Source organism: Deinococcus sp. KSM4-11, from assembly GCF_004801415.1.
Classification (GTDB): domain Bacteria; phylum Deinococcota; class Deinococci; order Deinococcales; family Deinococcaceae; genus Deinococcus.
Map to the genome: position 1 here is coordinate 218,633 of NZ_SSNX01000003.1, position 17,768 is coordinate 236,400.

Consider the following 17,768-nt stretch of genomic DNA (forward strand, 5'->3'; position numbering starts at 1 on the left):
CCCTTCTGTGTTGAGCTGTGGCCCGGGTTCAGCGAACGCGGACGGTTCGGGTTGGGCCATGTTCGGACGCCGCCAAGCTCCGCCACCCATTCGTTTACCCCAGGCCGGGCGCCCGCGCGTACCCCTGTGCTACTTTGAGTGAACCGCGTCTGCCTTCCCACCCTGGGTGAAGGTCAGCGACACAACCGCACCATCTGGCCGCACGTCTGGGCCGCACGCCTCATTCAAGACACTCCGGCCCGGCTGTGGGCTGGCCGGGGACACGGAGTACCACATGACACAGAACACCAATGGCCAGGACGGGCCCGTACTGCCACACCTGGAAGTGATGCCGCTGGGCGGCATGGGCGAGATCGGCAAGAACATCACCGCGTACCGCTTTGAAGACGAGATCATGATCGTCGACGGCGGACTGGCCTTCCCGGATTCGCACCAGATGGGCATCGACCTGATCATTCCGCGCATCGATTACCTGCAACAGAACGCGGGGCTCATCAAGGGCATGATCCTCACGCACGGGCACGAGGATCACATCGGCGGCCTGCCGTACATCCTGCCCCGCCTGCCGAAGATGCCCGTGTACGGCGCGCCCCTGACGCTCGGGCTGGTGCGCGAGAAACTGGCGGAATTCGGCATTAAGGAAGCCGACACGGATCTGCGCGAGATCGACATCGACCAGAACGAGCGGGTGCGGATCGGGAAGCACTTCAACATCGAGTTCATCCGCATGACGCACTCGATTCCGGACAACGCCGGGTACATCCTGACCACGCCGGTCGGGCGGGTGCTGCACACGGGGGACTTCAAGCTGGACGAGGAACCCAGCGACGGGAAGCTCAGCGACCTCGCGAAGATCGAGCAGGCGGGCAAGGACGGCGTGCTGCTGCTGATCAGCGACTCCACCAACGCGGAGCGGCCAGGGCGCACGGTCAGCGAGATGGAGGTCGCGCGGAACCTCGAGGAGGTCATCAAGAACTGCAAGGGCCGCGTGTTCATGACGACCTTCGCCAGCAACGTGCACCGCATCCAGAACACGCTGGACGTCGCGCACCGCTGCGGACGCCGGGTGGTCATGGAAGGCCGCTCGATGCTGAAGTACGCGCAGGTCGCCACGCAGCTCGGGTACATGAACGCGCCGGATCCGTTCCTGACCTCCGAGGACGTGGGGCAGCTGCAGGATCAGCAGATCCTGTTCGTGTGCACCGGCTCGCAGGGCCAGCCCATGAGCGTCCTGTCGCGCCTGGCCTTCGGGAACCACGCCAAGATTGCGCTGCGCCGGGGCGACACCGTGATCCTGTCGAGCAACCCGATTCCCGGGAACGAGGAGGCGGTGAACCTCGTCATCAACCGCCTGTACGAGATTGGCGTGGACGTGGTCTACCCGCCCACGTACCGCGTGCACGCGTCCGGGCACGGCTCGCAGGAGGAACTGGCGACGGTGCTGAACCTCGCACGGCCGAAGTTCTTCCTGCCGTGGCACGGCGAGCCCCGCCACCAGATCAACCATGCCAAGCTGGCACAGACCCTGCCGCGCCCGCCCAAGCGCACGCTGATCGCCAAGAACGGCGACGTGGTGAAGCTCTCGGCCGACGAGTTCAAGGTGACGGGCACGGTGCCGGCCGGCGCGGTCTACGTGGACGGCCTGGGTGTGGGCGACATCGGGGACGACGTGCTGCTCGACCGCGTGAACATGAGCCAGGAGGGCATCCTGATCATGACCGCGATCCTGCACCCCACGCCGCACGTGGAGGTCGTGTCGCGCGGCTTCGTGCGCGCCAACCGCGACCTGGACAACCAGATCCGCAAGGTGGCGCTGGAATCCATCGAGACCGGGATGCGTGAGAAGAAGCGGCTGGAAGACGTGCGGGACGACATGTACGGCGCCGTACGACGCTTCGTGCGCAAGGTCACCGGGCGCAACCCTGTACTGATCCCCATGATCGTGGACTGAACCCTCTGCGTGAGCCGGCCGCCCCACCCAGGGAGCGGCCGGTTTTCCCTGCACCTACTCCTGCTCGTCCCAGTTCTGCACGTCCGCACCACCGAAGACCACGCGCCGCAGATCCGGCGTGAAGAAGGGGGTGGCGGGAGCGCCCGCCGTGTTCAGAGTCCCGAGCTGCTCGGGCGTCAGGGTGATCTCCAGCGAGGCGAGGTTGTCCTGAAGCTGCGACAGCCGACTGGCCCCGAGGATGGTCGAGGCCACGCCGGGCTGCGCCACCAGCCATGCCAGCGCGACCTGGGCCGGCGGGCGGCCCACCTCGGCGGCCACACCGCGCAGGGCGTCCAGGATGGCCCAGTTGCGCGCAGTGAACTTGGTGAACGGCCCCTGGAAGGGGTTGCTGCCACTCAGGCGACCCTGGCCGGTCACCTGGTCGCTGCCCTGCTGGTACTTCCCGGCCAGGAAGCCGCCGGCCAGCGGGCTCCACGGCACGATGCCCAGGCCGCTGTCGCGGGCCGCCGGAGCGTGTTCGATTTCCAGGTCGCGGGCCACCAGCGAGTATTCGAGCTGCATGGCGACCGGGCCGGGCACGTGGTGCGCGTGCGCCAGGGTGGCCATTTTGGCGGCGTACCACGCGGGCATGTCCGACAGTCCGAAGTAGCGGATCTGCCCGGCGCGCACGAGGTCGCCCAGGGTCTGCAAGACCTCCTCCACGGGCGTGACCATGTCCCACACGTGCAGCCAGTACAGGTCGATGTACTCGGTCTTCAGACGGCGCAGCGAGCCTTCCAGGGCCTGGTGGATGTGCTTGCGCCCGTTGCCGCCCGCGTGCGGATCACCCTTCCTGGCATTGAAGCCGAATTTGGTGGCGAGCACGACCTGATCCCGGATCTTCCGGTCGGCGATCAGCTGGCCCAGCAGGGCCTCGCTGCGCCCGCCGGAGTACACGTCGGCGGTATCAATGACGTTGCCGCCGGCCTTGAGATAGGCGTCCAGGATCTGCGCGGACTCGTCGTCGGGACTGCCCCATGCAGCGTTGCCGAAGGTCATGGTGCCCAGTGCCAGGGGGCTGACGATCAGGCCCGAGCGGCCCAGGGTGCGGTAGGAGCGGAGATTCATACTTCAGGGTGCACACCCGGGTGGGGGCGGGGTGTGGGCGGCGCTACCAAACAGCCGCCAGAGCACCACCAGAACAGCCCAGGGGCGTCATGGGCGGGCGGCGCATCCCAGCTTTCCCTCCATTCACGCCGCTGACCGGGCCTATAATCCCCCGCATGGGCATCATTCCTTACGTGATCGAGCAGACCGGGCGCGGCGAACGCAGTTATGACATCTACTCGCGCCTGCTCAAAGACCGGATCATCTTCGTGGGCACGCCCATCGAGTCGCAGATGGCGAATTCCATCGTGGCGCAGCTGCTGCTGCTCGACTCGCAGAACCCCGAGCAGGAGATCCAGATGTACATCAACTGCCCCGGCGGCGAGGTGTACGCCGGGCTGGCGATCTACGACACCATGCGCTACATCAAGGCGCCGGTCAGCACCATCTGTGTAGGCATCGCCATGAGCATGGGCTCCGTGCTGCTGATGGCTGGCGACAAGGGCAAGCGGCTGGCGCTGCCGAACTCGCGGATCATGATCCACCAGGGTTCGGCGGGCTTCCGGGGGAATACGCCGGATCTGGAGGTGCAGGCCAAGGAGGTGCTGCACCTGCGCGACCGTCTGGTGAGCATCTACCACAAGCACACGGATCTGCCGCACGAGAAGCTGCTGCGGGACATGGAACGCGATTACTTCATGTCGGCCGAGGAAGCCAAGCAGTATGGTCTGATCGACAGCGTGATCGAGAACACGCGTGAAGTGGAACTGGTGGGGGGTGGCGCATGACCAAATCAGGCAGTGGGGACCGCTGCTCGTTCTGTGGGCGACAGCATCCACAGATCGCGCAGCTGATCGAGGCGCCGGGACGGGCGGCGTTCATCTGCAACGAGTGCACGGACCGCGCTCACGAGCTGGTCAAACAGAACAAGAAGGCCGGGAGCGAGTTCCGGCTGGAGGAACTGCCCAGCCCGAAGGAGATCAAGGCGTACCTGGACGATTTCGTGATCGGGCAGGACGAGGCGAAGAAGGCCCTGGCGGTGGCGGTCGTGAGCCATTACCAGCGTCTCGCGCACCCGGACGTGCACCTGCAGAAGTCGAACATCCTGCTGATCGGGCCGACCGGCACCGGCAAGACGCTGCTGGCGCAGTCGCTGGCCGAGATGCTGGAGGTTCCGTTCGCGATCGCCGACGCGACCACGCTGACCGAAGCGGGCTACGTGGGCGACGACGTCGAGAACGTGATCGTGCGGTTGCTCCAGGCCGCCGAGTACGACGTGGCCTCGGCCGAGCGCGGGATCATCTACATCGACGAGATCGACAAGATCGCCCGCAAGTCCGAGGGCACCTCCATCACGCGTGACGTGTCGGGTGAGGGCGTGCAGCAGGCCCTGCTGAAGATCATCGAGGGCACGGTCGCGCAGGTGCCGCCGCAGGGCGGACGCAAGCACCCGCAGCAGGAACTCGTGCAGGTGAACACCAAGAACATCCTGTTCATCGTGGGCGGCGCCTTCGAGAGCATGGCGGACATCGCGCGCAGCCGCACCAACGTGCGCGCCGTGGGCTTCGGGGCCGAGCACAAGGGCGAGGAGAAGGCGGAACTGCGCTTCCTGCCCGAGGATCTCGTGAAGTTCGGCCTGATTCCAGAGTTCGTGGGCCGCCTGCCGCTGGTCGTGCAGCTCCAGGATCTGGACGAGGATGCCTTGGTGCGGATCCTGACCGAGCCGCAGGGTGCGATCATCAAGCAGTACCAGGCGCTGTTCGGCTTCCAGAACGTGGATCTGAGCTTCACCGAGCGCGCGCTGCGCGACGTGGCGCACCGGGCGCGGGAACGCAAGACCGGTGCGCGTGGCCTGCGCGCGGTGCTGGAGAAGGCCATGACGGATCTGCTGTTCGAGCTGCCGGTCGAGGGCCTCAAGGAGCTGCACTTCGACAAGGCGCACATCGATTCGCCCCTGGGCCTACTTGAGTCTAAGGGACTCAAGAAGTCTGCCTAAACGCAACAGAGATTACAGCACCCCAGTCCCCCCACCCCTAGACTGCCCGAGTACCCGGTGGTCGGGGGTGTTTTCAGTCTCCTCCGACGCGTTAGACTTTCGTATTACCGCGCCCCATTCCGAGCCGTACCCGGGGCCGCGGCCCGCAAGGAGCAAGCATGATCTGGGAACTTCCCGTCGTTGCACTGAGAAATATAGTCATCCTGCCCGGCGTTACCATGAACGTCGACGTGGGCCGCCCCAAGAGCAAGCGCGCCGTCGATGAGGCGCAGGCCAGCGACCGCCGCGTGCTGCTCCTCACGCAGCGCGACGCCCGCACCGACGACCCCACCCGCGCCGAACTGTACGAAATGGGCGTTCTGGCCGTCGTCAAGCAGGTCGTGCGGATGCCCGACAACACCTACCAGGTGCTGGTCGAGGCGCAGGAACGCGCCCTGGTCACCGACGAGGTGCCCAGCGCCTACATGCGCGTGCGCGCCGAAACGCAGACCGTGCCCGCCGACGAGAGCCGCGAGGTGGCGGTGCTGGTGCAGGAGGTCAAGTCGGCCTTCGAGGAATACCAGCGCCAGAACAAGAACCTGCGCCTGGACAACTACCAGCTCGAGGGACTCAAGGCCCTGAACGACGCCGGCACGCTGGCCGACCAGGTCACGCACCACGCCACCTGGACGCCCGAGGAGAAGCAGGAGGTGCTCGCGGCAGTGCCGCTGCGAGCCCGCCTGGAAGCCACGCTGAAGTTCCTGTCGCGCGACACTGAGCGCTTCAACCTGGACAAGAAGATCGCGGGGCGCGTCAAAGAGCAGATGGACGCCAACCAACGCGAGTACTACCTGCGCGAGCAGATGAAGGCCATCGGCAAGGAACTCGGCGGCGGCGAGGACGGCCCGGCCGAGGTCGAGGCGCTGCGCGAGAAGATCGAGCAGGCGGGCATGCCCGAGAGCGTCAAGGACAAGGCCCTCAAGGAACTCCAGCGCCTGGAACGCACGCCCGGCGGCAGCCCCGAGAGCACCGTGGTGCGCAACTACATCGACTGGCTGGTGGATGTGCCGTGGAGCAAGCGCGACGAGGAGATCCTCGACATCCAGCGCACCCGCGACATCCTGAACGACGACCACTACGCACTGGACGACGTGAAAGACCGCATCTTGGAATTCCTGGCGGTGCGTCAGCTGACGCAGAAGCCTGAGGAGACCGAGGAGGCCCGCAAGGAGCGCACCGCCGAGGAGCGCACCGACGACGCCGAACTGCGCGCCCCGATCCTGGTGCTGGTCGGCCCTCCCGGCGTTGGCAAGACCTCGCTGGGCAAGAGCATCGCCCGCAGCCTGAACCGCAAGTTCGTCCGCATGGCGCTGGGCGGCGTGCGTGACGAGGCCGAGATCCGCGGTCACCGCCGTACGTACATCGGCAGCATGCCTGGCCGGATCATCCAGGCCATGAAGAACGCGGGCGTGACCAATCCCGTGATCCTGCTCGACGAGATCGACAAGATGAGCAGCGACTGGCGCGGCGATCCCAGCAGCGCCATGCTGGAAGTGCTGGATCCCGAGCAGAACCACACCTTCCAGGATCACTACCTGGAAGTGCCGTACGACCTGTCGCAGGTCATGTTCATCACGACGGCGAACACCCTCCAGACCATTCCCCGGCCGCTGCTCGACCGCATGGAGGTCATCCAGATCCCGGGCTACACCCAGCCGGAGAAGGTCGAGATCGCCAAGCGCTACCGCGTGCCAAGACAGGTCAAGAGCCATGGTCTGACTGGCCGCCTGGAGATCACGGACGCCGCCCTGAACCGGATCGTGGAGGAGTACACCCAGGAATCCGGCGTGCGCAACCTCGACCGCCAGGTGAGCAAGCTGGCCCGCAAGGCCGCCCGCGAACTGCTCGAGAAGCCCTGGGAGGGCGTCAAGGTGATCGACGCCGTGCAGGTGCCGGACTACTTGGGCGTGCCCATGCACCGCCCGGACAAGATGGAGAAAGAACCCCAGGTGGGCGTGGCGCAGGGTCTGGCGTGGACCTCGGTGGGCGGCACCATGCTGCTCGTCGAGGCCTTGGCGACGCCTGGCAGCGGCAAGATCGTCATGACCGGCTCGCTGGGGGACGTGATGAAGGAGAGCGTCGGCGCGGCCATCGCATACCTGCGCGCCCACGCCAGCGAGTACGGCGCCGATCCGGACTTCCACAAGACCATGGATCTGCACGTGCACTTCCCCGACGGTGCCACGCCCAAGGACGGCCCCAGCGCCGGCATCACCATCGCCACGGCCGTCATCAGCGCGATCACCGGCCGCCCGGTGCGGATGGACGTCGCCATGACCGGCGAGATCAGCCTGCGCGGCCGCGTGCTGCCCATCGGCGGCCTCAAGGAGAAGCTGCTCGCCGCGCACCAGGGCGGGATCCGCGAGGTCATCTTCCCGCACGACAATGAGCCGCACCTGCAGGACGTGCCGGAATCGATCCGCGGCGAGCTGAAGATCCACGCGGTGGAACGCGTGGGCGAGGTGCTGAGCCTGCTGCTGCTGCCCAAGCCCGAACCCGTCCAGCCGACCATTCCGCCCACGCAGGGCAGCAAGCCCGCCCAGCCCGGCGCGTAAGCCGCAGCCCCCAATGCTAGGAGTGCCACCCCCGCTGAACGGGGGCGGCACTCCTGCTTTCGACTCAGCTGTTCAGTTTTGGCCCTTATCTTCAGCGGCGGCCGAACGAGGATGACCCGCCAGCGGGCGTCGAGGGCCGGCTGACCGAGGTGTCTCCGAGACGCGGCGGCATCTCCCGGTTGACGGCCCCTGCACCCGCGGCGCCGGTTCCACTCGGCATGGCACCGGGCGGCAGCGAGTTGCCCACGGTCGGGTCGTTGGCGAGCCGGGCAAATTCTTTGGGATCCACGGCGCGCTCCACACCGATGTCGAAGGAGATCAGGCGGCGGCGGTACAGGTTGGCGAGGTACGCGTCCATGGTGATCATGCCCTCGCGGGCACCGGTCTGCATGACCGACACGATCTGGTAGGTCTTGCCCTCGCGGATCAGGGAGCGCACGGCGGGGTTGGCGACCAGCAGCTCGTAGGCCAGGATGCGTCCGCCGCCCTCGAGCTTAGGCAGCAGCTGCTGGGTCATGACGGCCACCAGGTTGTTCGCGAGCTGCACCCGGATCTGCTCCTGCTGCTCTTCCGGGAACACGTCGACGATGCGGTCGATGGATTCGGGCGCGCTGTTGGTGTGCAGGGTGCCCATGACCAGGTGCCCGGTCTCGGCGGCGGTCACGGCAGCCTTGATGGTCTCGAAGTCGCGGAGCTCGCCGACCAGGATGACGTCCGGGGCCTGGCGCAGCACGGCGCGCAGGGCGTGCTCGAAGTCCATGGTGTCCGACCCGACTTCACGCTGGTTGATGATCGACTGCTTGTGCGTGTGCATGAACTCGATCGGATCCTCGATGGTCATGATGTGCATTTTCTTGTTGGTGTTGATGTGGTCGATCATGGCGGCCAGCGTGGTGGACTTGCCCGAGCCGGTGGGGCCGGTGACGAGCACCAGACCGCGCGGCGCGCTGGCGATGTCGATCACGTTCTGCGGCAGGCCCATCTCCTGCGCGCTCTTGATCTTGGTCGGGATCAGGCGCAGCACGCCGCCCACGTGGCCACGCTGCATGAACGCGTTCACGCGGAAGCGGGCCTTCTCGCCCAGTGCGAAGGAGAAGTCCAGCTCGCGCTTTTCCTCGAAGGTGCGCTGCTGTTTTTCGTTCATCATCGAGTACATCAGGCGGCGGGTCTCGGTGCCGACGAGTTCGCTGAAGCCCTGCGAGTCGTACTCGCCGTGCAGTTTGAACTGGGGCGGCAGCCCGACGGTCAGGATCACGTCGGACGCGCCCTTCTCGGCGGCGAGGCGCAGGATGTCGGTGATATCGGCGCTGGGTGCAGTCATGGAATACCTCGTGGGGAGTACGGGCGGGACGCGGTTACTTGCTGGTGACGGCCAGGACTTCTTCCAGCGTGGTGATCCCCTGCAGGGCCTTGGCAATGCCGTCCTGACGCAAGGTCTTCATTCCGCTCTGGGTGGTGGCGATCTCGTTGATCTCAGTGGCGTTCTTGCCGGAGCCAATGGCGATCCGCAGCGGCTCGTCGATGACCATCAGCTCGTGGATGCCCATACGGCCCTTGTAGCCGGTGCCGCCGCAGCGGGGGCAGCCCGCGCCGCGCATCAGCTGCGCGCCGCGCAGGTCACGCTCGGTGATGCCCAGGCGCCGCAGGACGTCCGGGTCGGCGTTGGTGGGCGCCTTGCAGTCCGGGCAGACCTTGCGCACCAGGCGCTGCGCGACCACACCGACCACGGCCGCGCCGATGTTGAAGTGCTCCACGCCCATCTCTTCGAGGCGCACGATGGCGCCCGGCGCGTCGTTGGTGTGCAGCGTGGCCAGCACCAGGTGACCGGTCAGGGCCGCCTCCACGGCGATCTTCGCCGTCTCGGTGTCGCGGATTTCCCCCACGAAGATGATGTCCGGATCTTGGCGCAGGAAGGCGCGCAGCGCGCGGGCGAAGGTCAGGCCGGCGACCGGGTTCACCTGCGACTGGATGATGCCGGGAATCTCGTACTCGACCGGATCCTCGATGGTGGTGGTGTTCTTCTCGGGCACCGCGATGCGTTTGAGGGTGGAGAAGGACGTGAAGGACTTACCGGAGCCGGTGGGGCCGGTCACCAGGAAGATGCCGTTGGGTTTGTGGATGACGTCCAGGTAGCGCTGGAAGTTATGCTCGCTGAAGCCCAGCTGCTCGACTTCCGGGATGTTGCTGGCTTTCTGCAGCAGACGCATCACGGCCTTCTCGCCGTACACGGTGGGCAGCGTGGAGAGTCGCAGGTCGAGATCGATGCTGCCCTTCTTGAAGCGCACGCGGCCGTCCTGCGGCACGCGGCGCTCGCTGATGTCGAGCTGCCCCATGATCTTGATGCGGGCCAGCATGCTCTGCGCCGCGCCCTTGGGCAGGGAGTTCTGTTCGCGCAGCACGCCGTCCACGCGGTAGCGCACCCGGACGTCGAATTCGGTCGGTTCGATGTGGATATCGGAAGCTTCCTGGAGGGCGGCCTCGCGGATCAGGTTGTCGACCACACGCACCACGGCGTTGTCGTCCAGGCCGGCGGAGATATCGACGTCGTCGGCGCGTTTGCTGTCCTTCTCGCGCTTGTTGCTTTCCTGCACCAGGCGCTGGTTCAGGTCGGCCATGTCCTTGTTGCCGAAGTACCGCTCGATCAGGCGGATGATGTCCTTCTCGGCCATCACGGCCGGCATGACCTCACGTCCGGTGATGAGCTTCAGGTCGTCCAGCGCAAACACGTTGCGCGGATCTTTCATGGCCACGACCAGCGACTCGCCCTGGAGTCTCACGGGGACCACGGCGTAGCGGCGCGCGGTCGCCTCGGGAATCATCAGCGCGACCTTGGGATCCGGCGGGTTCTGGACGGGATCGAGGAACTCGTAGCCGAGCTGCGCGGCCAGCGAGCGCGCCAGCATCTCCGGCGAGAGCTTCCCGGACTGCACCAGCGTGTCTTCCAGGCGGCCCCCGCCGGAATTCTGCTTCTGCAGGGCGGAGTCGATCTCGTCGGCCCCGGCGAAGCCCAGCTCGATGATGACCTCGCCCAGCGGCTTGACGCGGCCCTCGCGGGCCTGCACCTGCAGCGCCTCGCGCAGCTGCGCGCGCGACAGCGTGCCCTGCTGCACCATCTGCTCGCCCAGCCGCCCGCGCTGCGGGTAGTACCGTTCGATCAGGGACTCGACATCGCGGGGTTTGGCGAGCAGGAACTGCGTGCGCCGGCCGATCAGCGCCTCGATGTCCTCGCGCTTGCGGGGATCGCTGGCGACCACGGTGACGCTGCCGCCGCTCTCGTCGACCGGCACGGCCGTGAGGCGCAGGGCGTCGGCGCGCAGCATGGTGCCCAGCACCTCCTCGCTGGGTTTGAAGTCACGCGGGTTTTTCAGGTACACCGCGCCGATCTGCTCGGCCAGCACCTCATACAGCTGGTCTTCCGAGATGGCCTTCTGCGCGTACAGCGTGGCGCCCAGCGGCTCACCAGTCTGCTGCTGGGCATCCAGCGCGACCTGGAGTTGCGCGTCGGTGATCAAACCGCGTGTGATCAGGCGCTGGCCCAGCTTGCCGCCGCCAGGCCCCTCGACCGCGTCGATCGGGGCCACGGGCGTGAGGCCCAGTTCCGGGTAGTGCGTGGCGATCGCCCAGTTGATCTCGTCGCGCAGCGCCTGGTACGGCTCGATCATCAGGCCGGAGTCGTCCTCCAGGGCCTCGATGGACACGCTGGACAGGGGATCGACCAGCGCGACGCGCAGCGTGCCGCCCTCCAGCGCGAAGGGAAAGGCCATGGAACTGAGGGCCGTCTGGGCGCGCACGGCCATGATCGCCTGCGGATCGGGATTCACGACCGTGAGGTTCACCAGCGGAATGCCGAGCGCTTCCTCGATGGCGCGCGCGATGCGTTTCTCGCCGACCATGCCCGAGCCGATCAGGATCTCCGCGAGCCGACCGCCGACCTCCGCGTGCCGCACCAGGGCTTTTTGCAGGTCCGCGTCGTTCACGTACCCCTGTTCGAGCAGGATCGCGCCGAGGCGCCGGTCACCGATTGAGAGAGCCATGATCTTCCTCCTTGAGCGGGTGCAGGTGGTGCGGGGGCCGGGCAGGCCGGAGTGGTGCGGGATGATGGGAAGGGTGGACTCCGGGCGGGGCGAACCATGACCCTGCGTGAGGGGGACTGCAGCGACTCACGTCAGGTTCTCCAGTCATGGCCGTACCGGCGCAGCACGACGCGCTCGAGGTGCCGGGCCGCGCGGGTGTGCGGGAGGGCGTTGCCCTGAAGCGGCCTCACGAGGATGGTGTGCAGTCCGGCGAGGTTGCCGCCCAGCACGTCCGTGAACAGCTGGTCGCCGACCATGCCGACCTGCCGGGGGGCGAGCCCCAGGCTGGTCAGGGCACGCCGGTAGGCACGCGGATTGGGTTTGCCGGCCAGACCGACGCCGTTGAATTCCAGGCGTTCCAGCCAGTACGCGGCACGTTTACCGGTGGCGTTGCTCAGGAGGTACAGCTTCGTGCCGAGCTGTTGCAGGTCGCGGGCCCAGCGGATCATGCCGGCGGCTTCCTCGTCGGCGTAACTGCCGTAGGGCACCAGGGTGTTGTCGAGGTCGATCAGCAGCCCGTGCAGGCCGCGCGAGGTCAGGAACCCCGGGGTGATGTCGGTGACGTGGTCGATCACGTCGCGGGGGCGCAGCAGGCTCACGCGCTCACTCCGGCCGGGGCCGGCAGGCCGATCACGGCCCACATGCGCCCGGTTCGGCCCGAGTCGCGGCGGTACGAGTAGAAGTCGGCCTCGGTGGAGCAGCGCCCGCTGACCCACACCTGGGCGTCCGGGAGGCCGGCCTCCAGCAGCACGGCCCGGTTCGCTCCAGCCAGATCCAGGTGCGGCTGGGCCGGGCCGCTCAGCACGAAGTCGCCCAGGCCCGCGTTACGGAACTGCCCGGCGAGATCCGGGCTGACTCCGTACTGCGCGCCGCAGATGCCGGGGCCGACCGCCGCACGGATGCGGGCCGGGTCGGCCCCCAGCGCGGTCATGGCCTGCACGGTCTTCTCCGCGATGCGTCCTAGCGTCCCCTTCCAGCCGGCGTGTGCGGCGCCGATCACGCCCGCGTCGGCATCCTGGAGCAGCAGCGGGTAACAGTCGGCCGTGCCGATGGCCAGCAGCACGCCGGGCGTCGCGGTCACCAGGGCGTCGCCCTCCCAGACGCCAGGTGCCGTGACACTCACGACCGCTGTGCCGTGCACCTGCGTGAGCCGCGCGACACTGGCCGCCTCGAAGCCCAACGAGCCGGTCAGCAGAGCGCGGTTGCGGGCCACAGCCTGCGGATCGTCCTGGCGGTCGTCGAGGTTCAGCCCCCGGAAGTCACCCGTCGACACGCCGCCAGCACGCGTGGTGAAGGCGTGCGGCGCGGTGAGGATCGGCGCGTGGAGGAACATCAGGTGTGTAGTATCCCCCGGCATCTCTCACCGGATTCTGACGGTCTGTGCCGATCGGCGCGGGAAGACGGGTCGCATTCGGTCACAGCGGCGTCGGTTCCGGTGAATGCTTGCACCGGCTTCAAGCGTGGCCGTCCCAGGGTTGGTAGAGTCGAAACATGAGTGTCAGCGTGAACCTTTCCGACAAGACGGCCCTGGTCATGGGCGTGGCGAATGCCCGCAGCCTGGGCTGGGCGATCGCCGAGCAACTGCTCGCGGCCGGGTGCCGCGTGGGCTTCTCCTACCAGGGCGAGCGCCTGAAGGGCGAACTGGACAAGCTGCTCGCCGGCAAGGAGGGCGTGTGGTCGCAGCAGGCGGACGCGACCAGTGAGGACGACCTGACGGCGCTGTTCGCCCGCGTGAAGCAGGAGTTCGGGCACCTGGATTACGTCGTGCACGCCATCGCCTTCGCGCCGCGCACCGCCATGGAAGGCCGCTTCCTCGACACTTCGCCCGAGGACTGGAACACGTCGCTGCACGTCAGTGCCTACACGCTGGTCTCGGCGTCACGGCATGCAGAACCGCTGCTGCGTGACGGCGGCAGCATCGTGAGCCTCACGTACCACGCGTCGCAGCAGGTCGTACCGAAGTACAACGTGATGGGCGTGGCCAAGGCCGCGCTGGAGGCCGCCACCCGCTACCTGGCCGCCGATTTCGGCCCGCGCGAGATCCGCGTGAACACCATCAGCGCCGGGCCGATGCGGACTATCGCCGCGCGCAGCATTCCGGGGTTCGGCGGCCTGTACGACAAGGGCGCGCGCAACGCCAGCTTCGGCCGCAATGCCACGCCTGAGGAGGTCGGCAAGCTCGCGCTGTTCCTGCTCAGCGACCTGGGAAGCGGCGTGACCGGGCAGACCGTGTACGTGGACGCGGGCCTGAGCATCATGACGGTGAAAGAGGACTGATCGCGGCCGGTCGCTCCCCTTCACGGCTGTCGGGCCGACTGGACAGACGCTGCGCCATGAAGGGCTGCTGGCATTAGAAGGATTGGGCCGAGACAGGCTGGGTTCGTCCAGGTTTGCGTCGGCACAGCCGCTATCATCCGCGCTATGACCCTGACGGCCACGGCCCCTCTGCTGCCTGCGCAGCGACACGAAGTGGAGGCCCCGGCGCAGGCGGCGGGCTTCGGCGTGATCCTGCTGGCCGGAGCAGACGCATGACGGCCATCGACCTGCCGTTCACTCTGGAGGTCCTGATTCGGCTGCTGGACACGCCCAGCCCGACCGGATTCACGGAGGACGCGGTGGCGCTGGTCGAGGCGGAACTGCGGGCGCTGGGCGTCACGCCGGTTCGCACCCGCAAGGGCGCTCTGACCTGGGAGGTGCCGGGCCACCGTGACGGTCGCAAGCACGTGACCTTCAGCGGGCATGTCGACACCCTGGGCGCGATGGTGAAGTTCATCAAGCGCACGGGCCGCGTGACCCTGTCGGCGCTGGGCGGCTACGACTGGGCGACCGTAGAGGGTGAGGATGTGCGCCTGCACACGCAGTCGGGGCGGGTGATCACGGGCACGGTCGTGAATATCCGCCAGAGCACGCACGTGCACGGCGCGGCCCTGCGGACCCTGCAACGCGAGCAGTCAGTCATGGAAGTGCGCCTGGACGAACCGACCGGGACGGCCGACCAGACCCGCGCCCTGGGCATCGCGGTGGGCGATTTCGTGAGCTTCGACGCCAGACCCCGCGTGACGCCGAGCGGCTACGTCAAGGCCCGGCATCTGGACAACAAGGCGGCGGTGGCCGTGTTCCTGGGCGTCACGAAGGCCCTGCTGGAGGACGCCCCCGCCCACACCACGGCCTTCCACGTGACCACCTATGAGGAGGTCGGGCACGGCGCGGCCACCGGCATTCCACCGCACACGGACGAGCTGATCGCCGTGGACATGGCCGCCGTGGGGGAGAACCAGCAGAGCAGCGAGCATCACGTGACGCTGTGCGTGGCCGACAGCGGCGGGCCCTACGATCATGCGCTCGGTAACCGCCTGCGCGCGGCGTCGCGGCACGCGGGCCTGGAACTGCGGGTCGACCTGTACCCCTACTATTCCTCGGACGGCACGGCGGCGTGGCGGGCGGGCGGGGATTACCCGGTGGCGCTGATCGGGCCTGGGGTGGATGCCAGCCACGCCTACGAGCGCACCCACACGGACGCCCTGACGGCCACGGGAGCGTTGATGCTCGCCTATGTGCGCGTTGAAGGCTGAAGGGCCAGGGCGGGACTCCGGTCTTCACCCGCTGTGGACGTAGGAATTGACCGCCTCAGCACCGACGGGAGCGACAACGAAGCCCAGCGTCAAGGTGTGCGGAGGGCCGGGGCCTCGAGCGTTCCGGCCTTCAGTTCTGCAGCGGGCCGGGGCAGGCCGTTCAGGACGAGCAGGTAAGCGGTTACGTCCAGCGCCTCCTGGGCGCTCAGCGAACCGGGACGGTCGTCCGGCATGGTCGTGGTGATCAGGGTGTGCAGCGCGGCCACCTGCCCGCCTCCGAAGGTCGCGCGGAAGTCGTCGCCGCTCAGGGCCGGACCGATCTGACCTTCCAGGCGGTCGCCGTGGCAGATGGCGCACGCCTGGAAGTACAGCACCTCGCCGCGCTTCACCTGGGCAGCCGCCGCAGTCGCGGTGCCCGGTACGGCATCCGGCGGCGCCGCCGCGGCCAGGGCGCACAGCGGGGCCAGCACCAGCAGCGCGCACAGCCAGGACAGACGGGACATCTGGGGCCAGTGTACGGAGGGAACGTCAGGCTTAAGAAGGTCACCATGTACAGATCGGTACTCGTCCCTGTAGGCTGGACGGGTGCTGTCCCTCCAGAAAGCAGCGACCATCCTCGGGGCGTTCAGTGCCGAGCAGCCCGAGTGGGGGGTGCGCGCCCTGGCCGCGCACCTCAACGTGCCGCGTGCCACCGCCCACGCCTATCTCGCTGGTCTGACTGAGGCCGGGTTCCTGCGCCGCACCCCGGCCGGCAAGTACCGCCTGTCGTGGCACCTCGCGGAGATGGGCGCGCAGCTCACGGCCGCCCTGCCGTGGTTCCCGGAAGCCCGCGCGCTGATCACCCGGCTGGCCCTGGAGGTGCGTTCCGTGGCCTTCCTGTGCATTCTGGAGGGCGAGGAGGTCGTGGCCGCGATCCGAGAACGCCATCCGGACGCCGACATCGACCTGCCGCTCGACGTGTACCTGCCGGCCACGGCCACCGCCAGCGGCAAGATCCTGTACGCGCACGCGGAGATCACGCCCCGCACCTTCGCGCAGTGCACGCCGAGTTCGATCACCTCGCAAGACGAGTGGCGCACCGAGGTCGCCAAGGTCAAGAAGCTCGGGTACGCGTACTCCATCGAGGAATGGATTCCGGAGCAGTGCACGCTGGGCGTGCCGTACCACGCGCCGGACGCCCAGCGCGGCGGCAGCGTCGTGGCCGCGATCGGCGTGCAAATGAGCGCCCAGCGGTACCTGCGCGAGGAACGTCAGGTGCGCGAGCGCGTGCTGGGCATCGTGAGGGAAGCCGAGGGGGTGTAGCGGTCGGCGCGGGCCGGTCAGGGAGTCGGGGCCGGCCCGGTCAGTTGCCGCATCATGGAGGCGGTATCCCACACGTGCCACAGTTCCGCGCCACGCCCCTGCTCGACACGCACGAAGTGCATGTGCCGCACGTGCACGCGACGCTGGGTCGGGGGCAGGTCGCGCATGGGGCCGAGATGGGTGCCGGTCATGACGGAGTGCATGGCCACGATGTCACCGCTGGACATGAGGTGCTTGATCTCGAAGTGCAGGTCGGGAAAGGCCGTCCTGAGCATGGTGACGACCTGTTTGAGGTGCTGGGGAAAGTTCACGCCGGGCGCCTCCTGGTGGTCGGTCGAGGCGGGCAACAGCAGGTCGTCCACCGCGCTCAGGTCACCCCGGTTGAAGGCCCGCTCGATCATGTCACTGACGACGGTCACGTCTGCATCCTGGGTCATAGTGGGCCTCCGCTGAGTGTAGTTGTACTACAGTGAGATCAGTTATACTCCGGTGGATGCCGGAAAGCAACGCGCCCACCCGCTCGACCCACCGCCAGCGACAGGCCGAGGCGACCCGCACCCTGATCGTCCAGGCGGCCACCGACCTGTTCCTGGAGACGGGGTACGCCGGTACCACCATGGACGCCATCGCCCTGCGTGCCGGGGTGGCCGTGAGTACCGTGTATGGCGCGTTCACCAACAAGCGCACCCTGCTGGCGGCCATCCGCGAGGCATGGCACCAGGCGACCGGTCAGCGTGACACCTACCGGCTGGCCGGCGAGCAGCCGGAGCTCGCGGATCGGCTGCGCCTCGCCGCGCACGCGACCCGCCGGCAGTGGGAACTCGGTGCCCGGATGATGGCCATCTACACGGCGGCGGCCGCGTCGGATCCGGAGGCGGCGCTGGAACTCGGCACCGCGCTGAATGGGCGGCGCACGAATATCGGCCGGATCGTCCGGGCATGGGCCGAGGAGGCGCACCTGGACGCCGCGCGCTTCAATGCCGCGTATCTGGCCCTGACCCACGCGGAGGTCTATCTGGAACTCGTCGGCGGGTCGGGTTGGACGCCCGACGAGTACGAGGCCTGGCTGCTGGGGCACCTGAACGCCGAGGTACTGGAGTGCCGGACGGCCGCCGCCCGCGCCGCAACCCGAGGGACAGACGTCGACTAAGACGACGCGCGCCGGGTTGAGCCTCCGGCGCGCGTTCCAGGTGG

15 protein-coding genes are annotated in these 17,768 nt (G+C 67.7%); 8 read left to right on the forward strand and 7 right to left on the reverse strand.

Translation table 11 applies throughout. The features are described from left to right. The first annotated feature begins 274 nt into the window (after window positions 1–274). Window positions 275–1,951, forward strand: a complete 1,677-nt coding sequence (locus E7T09_RS10965) for a ribonuclease J (RefSeq protein WP_136389219.1) — start codon at window positions 275–277, stop codon at window positions 1,949–1,951. Window positions 1,952–2,005: 54 nt separating this feature from the next. Here E7T09_RS10965 and E7T09_RS10970 read toward each other — a convergent pair whose 3' ends face one another. Further along, window positions 2,006–3,058 (reverse strand): aldo/keto reductase, encoded by a 1,053-nt coding sequence (locus E7T09_RS10970; RefSeq protein ID WP_136389220.1) that lies wholly within the window; start codon window positions 3,056–3,058, stop codon window positions 2,006–2,008. Between the two features lie 155 nt (window positions 3,059–3,213). Here E7T09_RS10970 and clpP point away from each other — a divergent pair, with 155 nt between their 5' ends. The 3 genes from clpP to lon all read left to right on the forward strand — a co-directional run bounded on the left by clpP (window position 3,214) and on the right by lon (window position 7,627). Further along, window positions 3,214–3,825 (forward strand): ATP-dependent Clp protease proteolytic subunit, encoded by a 612-nt coding sequence (gene clpP, locus E7T09_RS10975; protein WP_168734808.1) that lies wholly within the window; start codon window positions 3,214–3,216, stop codon window positions 3,823–3,825. After that, window positions 3,822–5,033 (forward strand): ATP-dependent Clp protease ATP-binding subunit ClpX, encoded by a 1,212-nt coding sequence (clpX, locus tag E7T09_RS10980; RefSeq protein WP_136389221.1) that lies wholly within the window; start codon window positions 3,822–3,824, stop codon window positions 5,031–5,033. The genes clpP and clpX overlap by 4 nt, the downstream gene beginning before the upstream one ends. A 158-nt stretch (window positions 5,034–5,191) precedes the next feature. Then, window positions 5,192–7,627 carry an endopeptidase La gene (gene lon, locus E7T09_RS10985; RefSeq protein ID WP_136389222.1) on the forward strand — a complete coding sequence of 812 codons (2,436 nt, stop codon included), beginning with the start codon at window positions 5,192–5,194 and terminating at the stop codon, window positions 7,625–7,627. 91 nt (window positions 7,628–7,718) lie between these two features. Here the strand turns inward: lon and E7T09_RS10990 are convergent, their stop codons facing one another. The 4 genes from E7T09_RS10990 to pgeF all read right to left on the reverse strand — a co-directional run bounded on the left by E7T09_RS10990 (window position 7,719) and on the right by pgeF (window position 13,057). Beyond that, complete coding sequence (locus E7T09_RS10990; RefSeq protein WP_136389223.1) at window positions 7,719–8,948, reverse strand: type IV pilus twitching motility protein PilT; 1,230 nt, start codon at window positions 8,946–8,948, stop codon at window positions 7,719–7,721. 34 nt (window positions 8,949–8,982) lie between these two features. Then, window positions 8,983–11,661, reverse strand: a complete 2,679-nt coding sequence (locus tag E7T09_RS10995) for a type II/IV secretion system protein (protein ID WP_136389224.1) — start codon at window positions 11,659–11,661, stop codon at window positions 8,983–8,985. Window positions 11,662–11,792: 131 nt separating this feature from the next. Continuing rightward, the gene (locus tag E7T09_RS11000) at window positions 11,793–12,299 is read right to left on the reverse strand and encodes a YqeG family HAD IIIA-type phosphatase (RefSeq protein WP_136389225.1); all 507 of its coding nucleotides are present in this window, start codon (window positions 12,297–12,299) and stop codon (window positions 11,793–11,795) included. After that, the gene (gene pgeF, locus E7T09_RS11005; protein ID WP_136389226.1) at window positions 12,296–13,057 is read right to left on the reverse strand and encodes a peptidoglycan editing factor PgeF; all 762 of its coding nucleotides are present in this window, start codon (window positions 13,055–13,057) and stop codon (window positions 12,296–12,298) included. The genes E7T09_RS11000 and pgeF overlap by 4 nt, the downstream gene beginning before the upstream one ends. Before the next feature lie 134 nt (window positions 13,058–13,191). Between pgeF and E7T09_RS11010 the strand changes: the two genes are divergently transcribed. Together E7T09_RS11010 and E7T09_RS11015 are read left to right on the forward strand one after the other, a co-directional pair. Beyond that, complete coding sequence (locus E7T09_RS11010; protein ID WP_136389227.1) at window positions 13,192–13,977, forward strand: enoyl-ACP reductase; 786 nt, start codon at window positions 13,192–13,194, stop codon at window positions 13,975–13,977. A gap of 251 nt (window positions 13,978–14,228) precedes the next feature. Beyond that, a complete protein-coding gene (locus E7T09_RS11015) occupies window positions 14,229–15,272 on the forward strand; it encodes a M42 family metallopeptidase (RefSeq protein WP_136389228.1) in 1,044 nt (347 codons plus the stop codon). An 89-nt stretch (window positions 15,273–15,361) separates the two neighbouring features. Here E7T09_RS11015 and E7T09_RS11020 read toward each other — a convergent pair whose 3' ends face one another. Beyond that, window positions 15,362–15,775 carry a c-type cytochrome gene (locus E7T09_RS11020; RefSeq protein WP_168734809.1) on the reverse strand — a complete coding sequence of 138 codons (414 nt, stop codon included), beginning with the start codon at window positions 15,773–15,775 and terminating at the stop codon, window positions 15,362–15,364. Between the two features lie 82 nt (window positions 15,776–15,857). Here E7T09_RS11020 and E7T09_RS11025 point away from each other — a divergent pair, with 82 nt between their 5' ends. Next, a complete protein-coding gene (locus tag E7T09_RS11025) occupies window positions 15,858–16,574 on the forward strand; it encodes an IclR family transcriptional regulator (RefSeq protein WP_136389230.1) in 717 nt (238 codons plus the stop codon). A gap of 17 nt (window positions 16,575–16,591) precedes the next feature. Here E7T09_RS11025 and E7T09_RS11030 read toward each other — a convergent pair whose 3' ends face one another. Further along, window positions 16,592–17,011, reverse strand: coding sequence for an ester cyclase (locus E7T09_RS11030; protein WP_136389231.1), 420 nt, complete (start codon window positions 17,009–17,011; stop codon window positions 16,592–16,594). 56 nt (window positions 17,012–17,067) lie between these two features. Here E7T09_RS11030 and E7T09_RS22095 point away from each other — a divergent pair, with 56 nt between their 5' ends. Then, on the forward strand, window positions 17,068–17,724 hold the full coding sequence (locus tag E7T09_RS22095) for a TetR/AcrR family transcriptional regulator (RefSeq protein ID WP_205746994.1): 657 nt from the start codon (window positions 17,068–17,070) through the stop codon (window positions 17,722–17,724). Window positions 17,725–17,768 lie beyond the last annotated feature (44 nt).

Excerpts from the sequence above, each read along its gene's own strand:
- E7T09_RS22095 (WP_205746994.1), top strand. The coding sequence starts at position 17,068 with ATGCCGGAAAGCAACGCGCCCACCCGCTCGACCCACCGCCAGCGACAG.
- clpP (WP_168734808.1), top strand. The coding sequence starts at position 3,214 with ATGGGCATCATTCCTTACGTGATCGAGCAGACCGGGCGCGGCGAACGC.
- E7T09_RS11010 (WP_136389227.1), top strand. The coding sequence starts at position 13,192 with ATGAGTGTCAGCGTGAACCTTTCCGACAAGACGGCCCTGGTCATGGGC.
- clpX (WP_136389221.1), top strand. The coding sequence starts at position 3,822 with ATGACCAAATCAGGCAGTGGGGACCGCTGCTCGTTCTGTGGGCGACAG.
- E7T09_RS10970 (WP_136389220.1), bottom strand. The coding sequence starts at position 3,058 with ATGAATCTCCGCTCCTACCGCACCCTGGGCCGCTCGGGCCTGATCGTC.
- E7T09_RS10995 (WP_136389224.1), bottom strand. The coding sequence starts at position 11,661 with ATGGCTCTCTCAATCGGTGACCGGCGCCTCGGCGCGATCCTGCTCGAA.
- lon (WP_136389222.1), top strand. The coding sequence starts at position 5,192 with ATGATCTGGGAACTTCCCGTCGTTGCACTGAGAAATATAGTCATCCTG.
- E7T09_RS10965 (WP_136389219.1), top strand. The coding sequence starts at position 275 with ATGACACAGAACACCAATGGCCAGGACGGGCCCGTACTGCCACACCTG.
- E7T09_RS10990 (WP_136389223.1), bottom strand. The coding sequence starts at position 8,948 with ATGACTGCACCCAGCGCCGATATCACCGACATCCTGCGCCTCGCCGCC.
- E7T09_RS11015 (WP_136389228.1), top strand. The coding sequence starts at position 14,229 with ATGACGGCCATCGACCTGCCGTTCACTCTGGAGGTCCTGATTCGGCTG.
- E7T09_RS11020 (WP_168734809.1), bottom strand. The coding sequence starts at position 15,775 with ATGTCCCGTCTGTCCTGGCTGTGCGCGCTGCTGGTGCTGGCCCCGCTG.
- pgeF (WP_136389226.1), bottom strand. The coding sequence starts at position 13,057 with ATGCCGGGGGATACTACACACCTGATGTTCCTCCACGCGCCGATCCTC.
- E7T09_RS11030 (WP_136389231.1), bottom strand. The coding sequence starts at position 17,011 with ATGACCCAGGATGCAGACGTGACCGTCGTCAGTGACATGATCGAGCGG.